The sequence below is a fragment of the Streptomyces sp. GL_148 genome, assembly GCF_057834205.1.
Map to the genome: position 1 here is coordinate 7,510,777 of NZ_CM174396.1, position 12,231 is coordinate 7,523,007.

Annotated in this window: 9 protein-coding genes, 2 tRNA genes and 3 pseudogenes; 9 read left to right on the forward strand and 5 right to left on the reverse strand. The window is 72.3% G+C overall.

Annotated features, from left to right (window positions below; translation table 11 throughout):
* Positions 1-9 precede the first annotated feature (9 nt).
* The 4 genes from AC3IYI_RS33945 to AC3IYI_RS33960 are packed head-to-tail and all read left to right on the forward strand — an operon-like array spanning position 10 to position 3,272.
* Positions 10-765: a (Fe-S)-binding protein gene (locus tag AC3IYI_RS33945; RefSeq protein WP_489407266.1), complete on the forward strand. Its 756-nt coding sequence runs from the start codon at positions 10-12 to the stop codon at positions 763-765.
* Positions 762-2,249 (forward strand): lactate utilization protein B, encoded by a 1,488-nt coding sequence (locus AC3IYI_RS33950; protein ID WP_489407267.1) that lies wholly within the window; start codon positions 762-764, stop codon positions 2,247-2,249. The genes AC3IYI_RS33945 and AC3IYI_RS33950 overlap by 4 nt, the downstream gene beginning before the upstream one ends.
* A complete protein-coding gene (locus tag AC3IYI_RS33955; protein WP_489407268.1) occupies positions 2,246-2,878 on the forward strand; it encodes a LutC/YkgG family protein in 633 nt (210 codons plus the stop codon). Before AC3IYI_RS33950 ends, AC3IYI_RS33955 begins: the two co-directional genes overlap by 4 nt.
* Positions 2,879-2,882: 4 nt before the next feature.
* Entirely contained in the window at positions 2,883-3,272 is a 390-nt protein-coding gene (locus AC3IYI_RS33960; protein ID WP_489407269.1) for a VOC family protein, read from the forward strand.
* A 98-nt stretch (positions 3,273-3,370) separates the two neighbouring features.
* Here AC3IYI_RS33960 and AC3IYI_RS33965 read toward each other — a convergent pair whose 3' ends face one another.
* Positions 3,371-3,916 carry a DUF309 domain-containing protein gene (locus AC3IYI_RS33965; RefSeq protein WP_489407270.1) on the reverse strand — a complete coding sequence of 182 codons (546 nt, stop codon included), beginning with the start codon at positions 3,914-3,916 and terminating at the stop codon, positions 3,371-3,373.
* Between the two features lie 119 nt (positions 3,917-4,035).
* Between AC3IYI_RS33965 and AC3IYI_RS33970 the strand changes: the two genes are divergently transcribed.
* The 5 genes and pseudogenes from AC3IYI_RS33970 (at position 4,036) to AC3IYI_RS33990 (ending at position 7,936) form a co-directional block, all read left to right on the forward strand.
* A tRNA-Pro gene (locus AC3IYI_RS33970) sits at positions 4,036-4,109 on the forward strand.
* A 434-nt stretch (positions 4,110-4,543) separates the two neighbouring features.
* Positions 4,544-6,958, forward strand: a complete 2,415-nt coding sequence (locus AC3IYI_RS33975; protein ID WP_489407271.1) for an NB-ARC domain-containing protein — start codon at positions 4,544-4,546, stop codon at positions 6,956-6,958.
* A 7-nt stretch (positions 6,959-6,965) separates the two neighbouring features.
* Positions 6,966-7,046 (forward strand): annotated as a pseudogene (locus AC3IYI_RS33980) (hypothetical protein); the annotation flags it as partial.
* 93 nt (positions 7,047-7,139) lie between these two features.
* Positions 7,140-7,730: a WD40 repeat domain-containing protein gene (locus AC3IYI_RS33985; protein WP_489411774.1), complete on the forward strand. Its 591-nt coding sequence runs from the start codon at positions 7,140-7,142 to the stop codon at positions 7,728-7,730.
* A 132-nt stretch (positions 7,731-7,862) separates the two neighbouring features.
* Positions 7,863-7,936: transfer RNA gene (locus AC3IYI_RS33990), tRNA-Met, on the forward strand.
* A gap of 52 nt (positions 7,937-7,988) precedes the next feature.
* On the opposite strand, the gene AC3IYI_RS33995 is transcribed toward AC3IYI_RS33990, so the two are convergent.
* The 4 genes and pseudogenes from AC3IYI_RS33995 to AC3IYI_RS34010 form a co-directional block, all read right to left on the reverse strand.
* Positions 7,989-8,552 carry a hypothetical protein gene (locus AC3IYI_RS33995; protein WP_489407272.1) on the reverse strand — a complete coding sequence of 188 codons (564 nt, stop codon included), beginning with the start codon at positions 8,550-8,552 and terminating at the stop codon, positions 7,989-7,991.
* A gap of 376 nt (positions 8,553-8,928) precedes the next feature.
* Positions 8,929-9,249 (reverse strand): annotated as a pseudogene (locus AC3IYI_RS34000) (fused MFS/spermidine synthase); the annotation flags it as partial.
* 71 nt (positions 9,250-9,320) lie between these two features.
* Positions 9,321-11,855 (reverse strand): phosphoinositide-specific phospholipase C-related protein, encoded by a 2,535-nt coding sequence (locus AC3IYI_RS34005; protein WP_489411775.1) that lies wholly within the window; start codon positions 11,853-11,855, stop codon positions 9,321-9,323.
* 239 nt (positions 11,856-12,094) lie between these two features.
* Positions 12,095-12,208 (reverse strand): annotated as a pseudogene (locus AC3IYI_RS34010) (RidA family protein); the annotation flags it as partial.
* Between the last annotated feature and the right edge of the window lie 23 nt (positions 12,209-12,231).

Genomic DNA, 12,231 nt, shown 5'->3' on the forward strand with positions numbered 1-12,231 from the left:
CTGCCCGTCATGCGCGCCGCCCTGTTCGTCACCTGCGTCAACGACGCGCTCTACCCGCGCACGGGCATCGCCGTCGTCCGCCTCCTGGAGCGGCTCGGGGTCACCGTGGACTTCCCCGCCGCGCAGAGCTGCTGCGGCCAGCCGCAGTACAACACCGGCTACCGGCGCGAGGCGGAACCACTGGTCCGGCGTACCGCCGAGGCCTTCGCCGGGTACGCGTACGTGGTCACCCCGTCCGGTTCCTGCGCGGCCATGATCCGCTCCCACTACCCCCGGATCGGGCGCGCGGCCGAGGCAGAGGGCCGGGGCCCGGGACTGGCCGCTCTCGCCGAAGGCCTCGTACCGCGCGTGTACGAGCTCACCGAGTTCCTGGTCGACGTCCTCGGGGTGACCGACGTCGGCGCGTACTTCCCGCACACCGTCACCTACCACCCGTCCTGCCACGGCCTGCGGGGCCTCGGACTCGGGGACCGGCCCCGGCGGCTGCTGGCCGCCGTACGCGGACTGGAACTGCGCGAACTGCCCGGCGCCGAGGAGTGCTGCGGCTTCGGCGGGACCTTCGCCGTCAAGAACCCCGACGTATCGGCCGCGATGGGCACCGACAAGACCGCCCACGCGATGTCCACGGGCGCCGAGGTACTGTGCGGCGCCGACAACTCCTGCCTCGCCCACCTCGACGGCATCCTGCGCCGCCAGGGCGCCCCGCTGCGGGCCCTGCACCTCGCCGAGATCCTGGCCGCGACGGAGGAGGAACCCCTCACATGACGGGCACGTACCTGGGCATGCCGGCCTTCCCCGACGCGGCCCGCGAGGCCGTACGGGACGAGGTGCTGCGCGCCAACCTCCGCCACGCCACGCACACGATCCGCGACAAGCGGGCGCGGGCCGTCGCCGAGTTGGAGGACTGGGACCGGCTGCGTGCGGCGGGCAAGGCGGTCAAGGACCACACGCTGGCGCACCTCGACCGCTACCTGCTCCAGCTGGAGGCCGCCGTCACCGCCGCGGGCGGCACCGTCCACTGGGCGGCCGACGCCGACGAGGCCAACCGCATCGTGACTGAACTGGTCCGGGCCACCGGGGAGAAGGAAGTCGTCAAGGTCAAGTCCATGGCCACCCAGGAGATCGGCCTGAACGAGGCCCTGGAGGCGGCCGGGATCGCCGCGTACGAGACCGACCTCGCCGAGCTCATCGTCCAGCTCGGCCACGACCGGCCCTCCCACATCCTGGTCCCGGCCATCCACCGCAACCGCGGCGAGATCCGCGACATCTTCGCCGCGGAGATGGGCGGCTGGGGCCGTCCGGCCCCCGAAGGGCTGGGCGACGACCCGCGCGAGCTCGCCGAAGCGGCCCGGCTGCATCTGCGCGAGAAGTTCCTGCGCGCCAAAGTCGCCGTGTCCGGCGCCAACTTCATGGTCGCCGAGACCGGCACCCTGGTCGTCTTCGAGTCCGAGGGCAACGGCCGGATGTGCCTGACCCTGCCCGAGACCCTGATCTCGGTGGTCGGCATCGAGAAGGTGGTCCCGACCTTCCGCGACCTGGAGATCTTCCTCCAGACCCTGCCCCGCTCCTCGACGGCCGAGCGGATGAACCCGTACACGACCATGTGGACCGGGCTGGGGCCGTCGAAGGGGGCCGACGCCGACGGCCCCTCCGCCTTCCACCTCGTCCTCCTCGACAACGGCCGCACCGACACCCTCGCCGACGAGGTGGGCCGCCAGGCCCTGCGCTGCATCCGCTGCTCCGCCTGCCTCAACGTCTGCCCGGTGTACGAGCGCGCCGGCGGCCACGCCTACGGATCCGTCTACCCCGGCCCGATCGGCGCCATCCTCAGCCCCCAGCTCCGGGGCACCGGGAGCGAGATCGACGCCACCCTGCCCTACGCCTCCACCCTGTGCGGGGCCTGCTACGAGGTCTGCCCGGTCGCCATCGACATCCCCGAGGTACTGGTCCACCTGCGCGAACGTGTGGTCCAGGGCGGCCCGGTGACCCGCGAGGGCATCCGGGTCCGCATCCGCCCCGCCGACGGCCACACCGCCGAGCGCGCCGCGATGCGGGCCGCCCGGCTCCTCCTCGACCATCCGGGCGTACTGCGCGCGGGGGAGCGGCTGCTGGCCCGCGCCCGGCGGCTGCGACCGCGCCGGCTGCCGGGGCCCGGGCGGGCCTGGACCGACAGCCGGGAGCTGCCGGAGCTCCCGGAGCGCTCGTTCCGCGACTGGTGGGCGGCGCGCGAGAAGGAGGCACGCCCGTGAGCGCCAAGGAGCAGATCCTGGCCCGCATCCGCCGGGCCCTGCCCGAGCCGCGCCCGGACACCGAGGTCCCCCGGGAGTACCTCGCGGTCCACGGCGCCCGCACCCCGGCCGAGACCGTGGACCTGCTCGCCGCGAACCTCACGGAGTACCGTGCCAAGGTCCACCGGGTCGACGAGGACGGCATCGCCATGCTGCTGATGCGGCTCCTCGCCGAGCGGGGCTCCGAGTCGGTCCTGGTACCGCCCGGGCTGCCCCCGTACTGGATGGCGGCCGTCGACGCGACCCGGATCCACGACCGCGCGGCCTCCACCGCGCACCAACTGGACGCGGTGGAGAGCGTGGTGACCGGCTGCGCCCTGGCCATCGCCGAAACCGGGACGATCGTCCTGGACGGCGGCCCCGAGCAGGGACGGCGCCGGATCACCCTGGTCCCGGACCACCACATCTGCGTGGTCCGCGTCCCCGGCCAGGTGGTGGACTCCGTCCCGCGCGCGCTGCCGCTCCTGGACCCCACCCGCCCCCTGACCTGGATCTCGGGCCCCTCCGCCACCAGCGACATCGAACTGGACCGGGTGGAGGGCGTGCACGGTCCCCGCACCTTGGAGGTGGTCCTCCTCGGCGCACAATGAGGGCATGTCCTCCCACCTCGCCCTCACCGCCCTCGTGGTCCACGACTACGACGAGGCCATCGACTTCTACACCCGCGCGCTCGGCTTCGACCTCGCCGAGGACACCCCGCGCCCGGACGGATCCCGCTGGGTCGTGGTGCGCCCGCCGGGCGCCAAGGAATCCGCCCTCCTGCTGGCCCGCGCCAAGGACGACGCCCAGCGCTCCCGCGTCGGCGACCAGACGGGCGGCCGGGTCGGCTTCTTCCTCTACACCGACGACTTCGCCGCCGACCACGCCCGGATGGCCGCCGAGGGCGTCCGCTTCCTGGAGGAGCCGCGCCACGAGACGTACGGCTCGGTCGCCGTCTTCCAGGACCTCTACGGAAACCGCTGGGACCTCCTCCAGCCGGCGTAGGCCCTGGCCGGGCGTGAGACGGGGCTCACCCGAGGAGGCCGATGCCCGGGCCCGGGGGCGCCCGCCGGGGCCGGCCCTGCCGCCGTGCCGTCCCGCGCTCAGCCCCGGCAGGGTCCGCCCGTGAGGTGCGGGGCCTCGGCCGCCGCGTCGACGGCCGCGCCGGCCTCCACCCGGCCCGCCAGCTCCCGGGCCCAGCGGACCAGCCCGGGAACGTCCATCCCGTACGCGGGCCAGGCCGCGGGAGCGGCCGCGCCACCAGCTCCGCCACCAGCTCCGCCCCCGACTCCGTCCCGCCCGGCCAGGGCCAGGGCATCGGCCCCGCGGCGCAGCAGCCGGGCCCCGCCGACCGTGTTCCCGCGCGCGGCGTGCGTCAGCCCGACCGCCAGCTGCGCCAGCGCCCGCCACAGCGGCGCCTCGGCCGCGGGTCCGGACTTCCAGGCGTCCTCGAACACCTCGTGCGCGTGGAAGGGCATCCCGGCGTCCAGCAGCCGCTGCGCCTGCGCCACCGTCTCCCCGGGCGACCGCACCACTCCCTCGGGCTGCCGCTCGACCCCTTGGGCCCCGTAGGGCAGCGGCCGGCCCAGCCCGTCCCTGGGCCGCGCGTTCCGCGCCCGCCCCTCACCGTCCCGATCCCGTGCGTTCACCCCTCCATCTTCTCTTCCTCCCCCCTCGCGCCGATAACCGGTGCATGGACACCCCTCGGTGTGGGGTAATGTTCTGCATGTGCCGCCGAGACGGGGGAAACCCCAGATCAGAAGCACATCGGGACGTGGCGCAGCTTGGTAGCGCACTTGACTGGGGGTCAAGGGGTCGCAGGTTCAAATCCTGTCGTCCCGACTCGAAAGAGTCGCAGATCAAGGGGCCGTTTTGGAGCAATCCAAAACGGCCCCTTGATCGTTTTTGGGGACCAGTTGGGGACCAGTGCACTTGACCGGCCCGAAACGCACATTGACCCGGTCAAGGTGCGCTGGTCGCCGTACGGCATGTCTCACCCAGGTCAGGACTTCACGGTGATGTCGCGCCGGCCCCGGCCCCTGGGGGCCGCTGCCGACGGAGATCCAGGACGGGACCCGCGCCCGGAGGCCGAACCGGGCTGCCGCCAGTCCTTCTCGCGCCCGAGGACAGGGCCAGTTCGTCATGCCACCAACCGGTCAATGCCGGGTATGGGAGCGGGCTGCCACCGGTTGCTTGGTGAAACTCCGGCCCCTTGCGCCACGCGGCGGTAGCCTCCGCTGCAAGGGGGTGCGCGGATGCGGCGCTTGCGTAGAACGATGGCGATCTGCCTGGCGGCGGCCATGGCTGCGGGGGTCGCCGTGCTGGCCTCGCTCGCGGCAAACGCGGCGACGGCGGACAACCGTTGGCCCGGCGTACTCGATCGCATCCGGGCCGACCCTTGGCCGTGGGTCGGCGGACTCGCGGTCGGCGCGGTGTTCTTGGCCGTGGCCGCCGTGCTGCTCGGCCGGGAGCCCACCGGAGCCGCCCAAGACCCGCCGCCGCCAGGGCCGTCCGTCGTCCCGGCCTGGGTCGTCGACCGCACCGAAACCCGGCGGGCCGTCGCCGCCGTCTGCGGACGCGGGGCCGGCGCGGTGGGGATCACCACGGCGCTCGAAGGGGCCGGCGGCTTCGGCAAGACCACCCTCGCCACGCTCGTCTGCGCCCATCCGCGGGTCCGCCGGCGTTTCCGCGGTCGCGTCTACACCGTCACCATCGGCCGGGACGTCCGCGGACGTCCCGCGATCGCGGCCAAGGTCGTGGAGACCACGGCCTTCATCACCGGCGACTCCACCGCCTTCGAGGATCCCGATCGGGCCGGCGACCACCTGGGGCGGTTGCTGGACCACCGGCCGCGCACCCTGCTGGTCCTGGACGACGTCTGGGAGCCGGAACAACTGGCGCCCTTTCTCCGGGGCGGGCGGAACTGCGTACGGCTGGTCACCACTCGCGTCCCGGCCGTCTTGCCCGACGGCGCCGCACGGCTGCGTGTCGACGAGATGACGCCGGACCAGGCGCGGGCGGTCCTGACTGCAGATGTGCCCGAGTTTCCGGAGGAGACGGTTGCCGGGCTGCTGCGTGCCACCGGCCGGTGGGCGCTACTGCTGCGGCTGACGAACCGTCTGATCGCCCGGCGGGCCGCCACCGGCGCCGACGCCGCCCTGGCCGCGGCCGAGGCGCTGGAGGACCTGCGCGCAGGTGGCCCGGCCGTCGGCGAGGCCCCCGCCGCGCAGCTCGACTTGGACGATCCCGCGCGCCGATCGCGGGCCGTGCGGGCGAGCGTCGAGGCGGCGACGACCCTGCTGCCGGACGGCGGGGCGCGACGGCTCATCGAACTCGGCGTGTTCGTGGAGGACGAGTCGATCCCCGTCCCGCTCGTCGTACGGTTGTGGGAGGCCACCGCCGGGCTGTCCGAGGCACGCTCCCGGGACCTGTGCGCGGACCTCGACCGGCTCTCCCTCATCACGCTGAGCCCTCAGGACGGCGGCCGGATCACCCTCCACGACGTGCTGCGCGACTACCTGCGTGGCGAACTGAGCGCGGCTGAGCTGCGAGAGCTGCACGCGGCCCTGGTCAACGCGGCGCTGCGGGACAACGCGCTGCCCTCCGGCACGCCCACGCGGGTAACGGTCGGGGACGGCTACCTGCTCGACCATCTGATCGAGCACCTGCTGGCGGCGGGCGAGAGCGCCCGGGCCGAACGAGTGGCCGGGGACCTCCAGTGGGTGGAGACGCGCCTCCACCAGCGTGGCCCGTCCGCGCCCTGGGGCGACCTCGCCCGCATCCCCACGGATTCCGCGGCCGCCCTCGCCCGTGACCTCGGCCGGATCGCCCACCTCCTCGCCCCCATCGAGCCCGCCCGGATCCTGACAGCCGTCCTGCACAGCCGCCTGGCCGGCCTCCCCCACTGGGACGGGCAGGTCGCCGCGCGGCGGGCCGCAGAGCCAGGCCTGCAGCCGCTGCTTGCCAACCACTGGCCGCTGCCCGACGCGCCGGACCCGGTGCCGCCGCGCGACCTCAGCTGGCCCGGGGACCTCGAGCACCCGGTGCTCGCCGTCGCGGCGGGCCCGGGCGGGGCGTGGTTGGCGACGGGCGACGCCATGGGTGAGCTGGTGGTACGCGAGCCGCGCACCGGCGCCGTGCTGGCCCGGCACAGGTTTCGGGACAGTGTGGACGCTCTCGCGACCGTCCCGGCGGACGGGTCGTTACTCATGGCCTCGGGCCGGACCGTGTTGCGGGCGGACCCGCTGCGGCCGGATCAGGCCGTGCCCCTGTTCACCGTCTCCGAACGGCTGCGTCGGCTGACTGCCGCCCCTGACGGCAGCTGGTACGCCGCGCGGACGCGTCACGGGCACCTGTGCGTGACGACGGGCGGCCCGGTCTCGACCTTGACACGGCGCTCCGGAGGCGGCGACAGTCCCGCGGACACGCTCGCCGCCTCTCCGACCGGCCGCCAGCTGGTGGCGTCCGAAGGCGGCGGCTGGCTCGCGCTGTGGGACATGACCTCTCGCAGGCGCGTGGCACGGATTCGCGCGGGCCGCGCTGAGCCCGCGCCCGCGTACACCGCGGCCTTTTCCGCGGACGGCCGCTTCCTGATCACCGCGGACAACGAGGGAGCCGTTCGCCGCTGGTGGGTTGCCGGTGTATTGCCCCCGCGGCTCTACGAGGACGACTCTGCTGCACCAGGCGGATGACGCAAGCGTGGCTGAGACGCTCGAAGGCACCACTTGGACGGGCGGAACGTCACTGTGCTTCGCCCCCGACGGGTCCTGGCTGGCACGCGGTTCAGATGACGGCAGTGTGTCATTGTGGAACACCGGAACCGGAACCGGAACTCGTCTTACAGTTCATGCCAGTCGGCGCGTACAGAGCGACGTGAGCGCCCTGGACGCAGCGCCGGACGGGAGCCGGCTGGCCACCGCGGCGGGCCAGGCCGTACGGCTGTGGAACACGGTTTCGGGCGAACTGCTGGCCGACTTCGAAACCGACAGCGAGGCGCACGCGGTCCTGTTCCTCCCGGACGGCTCCTGCCTGGTGACCGGCGAGGCGAACGGCGACGTGTGGATCTGGGACCTGTTCAGCCGGACCCGGACGGCGCGGCTCAGGGGCGGTCGGGGGGCCGTGCTGGCGCTGTCCATGACGTCCGACGGGCGCTGGCTGTTCGGCGCGGGCCACGATGGGACCATACGGATCTGGGACGCCCGGACGGGCGCGTACGGAGCACTGCACACCGGGAACTCCCGGCCGGTGAGGTCGGTCGCGGTCTCCCCGGACGGGCGGTGGACAGCCTCGGTGGGCGACGACGCCACGCTCCGGATCTGGGACCGGGCCGGCGGGCAACTGGTGGCGGCTCAGCGAACAGAAGGCGGGTTGCGCACGTGCAGTTGGCGCCCCGACGGCAGTGGGCTCACAGTCGGCGGAGACCGGGGGATGTACGGTTACACGTTCCGGACGGCCTGCACCTGAAGACGGACGGGGTCACCGTGTCGGCACCCGCGCAGTAGGAGGCAGGGGAAAGGTCGACACCTCAAGCCTGCGACCACAAGCGACCGCCACGACGATCGCACGTGCCGGAGTGCCGTAGGGTGGTGCTCACGACGCGGGGTGGAGCAGCTCGGTAGCTCGCTGGGCTCATAACCCAGAGGTCGCAGGTTCAAATCCTGTCCCCGCTACTGCTGTAGGAGGCCCGGATCTCATGGATCCGGGCCTCTTCTGTCTCCGGCATCACCGCAACGGGCAGGGGCGGTATTCGAGGCTGAGTTCGCGGTCTACGGCGTAGCTGGTGCGCATCGAGGCGTCGGTGACCTTCTCCCAGGAGCCGTACTTGGCGTAGAGCTGGTCCGCGGTGGGTCCGAGAGGGTTGCCGTACTTGGCCGTGTTCCGGTCCTCCAGGATGCGGACCTCCTCCGGGGTCATGCCGGCGCGGGTGATCTCCTTGGCCTGGTTGCGCATGTCGACCAGTTCCCTCGCGATCTCCTCCTCGGAGGCTCCCGCCTCGCGCATGTTCGCCTCGGTCCGGTGCATGTCCTCCAGGAGGCCGTGGTAGCGGATCCGGGTCCGCTGCGCCTCCACCTTCTCCTCCATCGGCAGGACGCGGATGCGGCACACGACCGGGTCGGTGCTGGGGCAGGGATCGTCGGCGGGAACCGGCGGTGCGAGCGGGGCGGTGATGACCGAACCGCACGACTCCAAGGCGGCGGATGAAGCGGCGGCGGTCGTGGTCAGCAGTGCGACGGAGGCCACGAAGGGGACGAGGGCACGGCTCAGCAGGGAAGATGTAAGGCGCATGCGCGCATCCTTGGCGACGACGGCCCACGGCTCCACGTAAACACACCGATGATCACTCGTACGGGGCGCTCCGGTCCGCTCCGCCATCTCCTGTACAGGCCCGCGCATCCGTCCGTGCTTGGGCCCCGCGGATCTGGGGGCCACCGTGATGCGCGGCGGTAGTGCGAGGGGACGGTCGATGCCGCCTCGCCTCACCGAGCCTCTGAGCTCACCGGCTGTTTCGTGACCCGTACGGCTGGAGGAGCTGGTCGACGGGGGCGTGGTCGTCCGTGAGCGGTTGGGCATCGCCGATCCACGACGTGAGGTCGTCGCCGGTGGTGATCTTCCAGCCGGGTTGCCGGGCGTCGAGCGCTGCCTGGGTCGCGGGGGCGTCGACAGTCACGATGGGCGTCACGGCGGAGAGCAGCGCGCCGGGCACGAGGATGGTCAGCGCCGCGATCAGCAGGAGCAGCGCCGGTGCCCACTCCGCGGTGGTGCGGAGCAGGGCAGGGGTGAGTGCGACGACCGCTCCGGACAGCCCCAGTGAGGGACCGATGAGCCGGCGTGCGTTGACCTGGTCGGCGATCCGCCCACCCAGCCAGGAGCCGAGGGCGATCGCGGTGAGGGCGATGCCGATCACCATGGTGCTGGTCTCGAGGGTGAGGCCGAGGTAGGGAGCCAGCAGCCGCAAAGCGACGATCTCCACCGCGCAGAACGCGTCCACAGCCCGGCGGGTGTTGCCGGACGGGTGCTCCGTCCGGCAACACCCGCGGTGTGGGTGAGTGCCTGTCAGAGCCGGAACGGGTTGGTGTTGCGGGCCGCCAGCAGGAACCACGCCGTGGCGCCGGTGTGCAGCGAGGCGTAGTAGAGGTCGCCCATGCCGGTGTCCAGGCCGTCGCGGGAGGCCGCCACGATGCCGTAGCCGTCGTGGTTGGGGGCCTCGCGCTGGGCCCGTTCGAGACTGTCGACGAACGCCGCCGCCTTGGGCGCGTCCGAAGCGCGACCGCGCACGTTGAGCGCGGTCAGGAACTGGGCCGTGCCCTCGAACCACACCTTGCTGCGGTCCGCGCCGCTGAACGCCAGGCCCTGGTACGGGCCGTCCTGCGCGGAGTGGTTCTCCAGCCCCCAGTCCAAGGCCCGGGAGTGGTCCTCGTCGAGGGTGGCGAGGTAGCTCCACGCCTGGATGTCGGCGGGTACGACCTCGTCGTTGCGGTGGACGCCGTCCTCGGTGGTTCCGGTCCAGAGCCGGCCGTCGTCGGCCTGCATGCTGTCGACGAAGGCGAAGGCGTTCTGTGAGCGGGTGGACCACTGCCCGTCGCCGGTGATCTGGGCGAGCATCGCGAAGAACGCGCCGGCATCGATGTTGTGCTCGGTGGCCTTCCACGTCAGCTTCCGGATCAGCGCCCCGGAGTCGTCGTGCAGGTAGCCGCCGGTGTAGCCGCCGGCGCCGCGGTCGTCGGCGGCGTTGCTCTGGATCCATTGCGCGGCGCGCAGTGCCCCGTCCAGGTACCGCTGGTCGCCCGTGGCCTTGTACAGGTGCGACCAGGCCATGCCCACCCAGGCCATGTTCCCGGTGTAGGTGGCGAATCCGCCGACGTACGGGGTGCCCTGCCGGGTGATGAAGGGGTTGGGCAGGTAGGACGCGCGCAGGCGGCCGTCACCCGCCGGGTCGAGCGCCTGGGCCTCCAGCAGGACGTTCCCGAGGGTCCTCGCCTTGTCGATGTCGGGTCCGTAGCCGCTGTTGATCAGGGCGATCACCATCAGGGCGTCGTCGTAGACGAAGCTCGACTCGAAGCCGTTCTCGCCGAACTGCCCGTCGGGGGCGAAGTGTCCGCCGGTGTAGCTGCGCGGGAGGCCGTGCGAGACCGGCGCCGGGTACTCGTTCATCTTGGACCGCAGGAAGGAGTACGCCTTGTTGGTCGCGGTCGTCCCGATGGCCGGGAACCCGGTGGGCGGGGCGGGGGCGGGGTCGCGGGGTCCGGAGGCGCCGACGGTGTACGCGTAGGTGTTGATCTCCTCGACGGCCCGGATCGTGGACCCGCCCAGCGGCAGCTCGTAGAAGTCCACGGCCACGTAGTTGGGCTTCTTGCGCGCGGCGGGGCCGCAGTAGTCGCGGGCGCGTTCCACGAGCTTGTCACCGTTGTCGATGGCGGCGGTGATGACGGTGGGCGCATCGCGGAACTGGTTCATGACCATCAGGGGCTGGAAGTTGGCTCCCGGCCCGGCCGTCGTGGTCAGCGGGCGGTTGTCCCACCGGGTGTAGCAGTCCCAGTTGCCGCCGAGGGCGCCCAGGCTCCAGTAGTTCTCCACGGTCCACTTGTCCTGCATGGCCACGCCCCCGGGTGTGGCCGCGGCGCTGGAGAAGATCAGGAGTCGCTTGCCGCTGCTGCGCATGGCGCTGAGGGTGGGCCAGCCGTTCTCGGTGACGCTCTGGGCGGCCGGGTCGAAGACCAGGTCCTTCAGGCCCGGGACCTCATTGATGACGTTGTCGAGCAGCGCCCGGTCGGTGACGTAGTCCTCGAGGAAGATCGTGACGATGGGCTTCGGGCCGTCGGCGGTGTTCATGGACGTGACGAGGTTCGCCATCATGTCCTTGAACCTCATCGGCTCGGAGCCGACCCCCATGCGGCTGGCGCTTTCGAGGTCGCAGTTGCCGCCGTGGCACAGAACGACTTCGCCGTTCCACACCGCGATGTCGAGCATCAGGCCGCGAACGCCGTCACCGAGCTGCTGGTTGAGCGAGCGGCTCTGGTTGACGGCGAGGGCACCGCCCTCACCGTAGCTGTTCCACGCGTTGTGTGCGGTGAGGAACGTGGCCTCGTCGAGGCGGGGGTCGGCGGGCGCCGTCCCCTTGGTGAGGCTGGTCTGGGTGAGGTACCACCGGGTGGATGCCCCGGCGTCCGGGCCGACGGTCAGCCGCTCCTCGTGACCGGTGCCCGGCGAGCGGAGGTAGGCGCTCTGGCCGGGGACCCGCACCCGGTAGACGTCCGTCCCCAGTTCGTCGAAGAGCCAGTCGGTGCGCTCGTCCGCGCAGGACAGCAGCTCCGTGGTGAGTCCGTCGGGGGTGCGGCCCAGGCAGTACGCGCCGTTGACGTTGCTCTTGATGTGGTAGCCCTCGCCGCCGGGCTCGATCCACCATTCCTGCTCGCTGTCGCGCTTGTAGCGCTCCTGGCGGATGGCCTTGGTCGGGACCATGTCGCCGTTCTCCACGGCCACGGACAGGCCGGAGGCCACGCTCTGCATCTGGAGCGGTCCGTACTTGTTCGGCGGCCCCTCCGCCGCGACGGCGATGCCCGCCTCGGGCGCCGCCAGCCCTGCCACCATGGTCGCCAACACGACCAGGAAGCCGGTCAGTCTGGGCCTTCTGGGTCTCCTGGGCCTTCTGGGCCCACTGCCGCCGAAAGCCGCCCTGCGTTCCACCGATGTACCCGCTCTCGCATGCCGACCCGTGAGGGCTCGGCTGATCTTCGTCAACTCAGGGTGTGAGCCAATGAGCCCCAGGTTACGGAGGTGCGGCGCCAGTGCGGGATCCGGGCAAACGCAGGGAGAACAGGCGGCCTTGCGCCGACCGCGGCAAGGGCGGTGGCGATGTTGACGTAGCACTGCTCGACCTGAGCGGCGAGGTCGTCCTTGCCGATGGTGACGCCGTCGGGGCCCCAGGCGACCTGTCCGGCGACCCTCCGTCAGGAGGAGGTCTCCG

Coding starts and splice junctions, on each gene's coding strand:
- AC3IYI_RS33945 (WP_489407266.1), top strand. CDS start 10: ATGCGCGCCGCCCTGTTCGTCACCTGCGTCAACGACGCGCTCTACCCG.
- AC3IYI_RS33950 (WP_489407267.1), top strand. CDS start 762: ATGACGGGCACGTACCTGGGCATGCCGGCCTTCCCCGACGCGGCCCGC.
- AC3IYI_RS33960 (WP_489407269.1), top strand. CDS start 2,883: ATGTCCTCCCACCTCGCCCTCACCGCCCTCGTGGTCCACGACTACGAC.
- AC3IYI_RS33975 (WP_489407271.1), top strand. CDS start 4,544: ATGGCGATCTGCCTGGCGGCGGCCATGGCTGCGGGGGTCGCCGTGCTG.
- AC3IYI_RS33995 (WP_489407272.1), bottom strand. CDS start 8,552: ATGCGCCTTACATCTTCCCTGCTGAGCCGTGCCCTCGTCCCCTTCGTG.
- AC3IYI_RS34005 (WP_489411775.1), bottom strand. CDS start 11,855: ATGGTGGCAGGGCTGGCGGCGCCCGAGGCGGGCATCGCCGTCGCGGCG.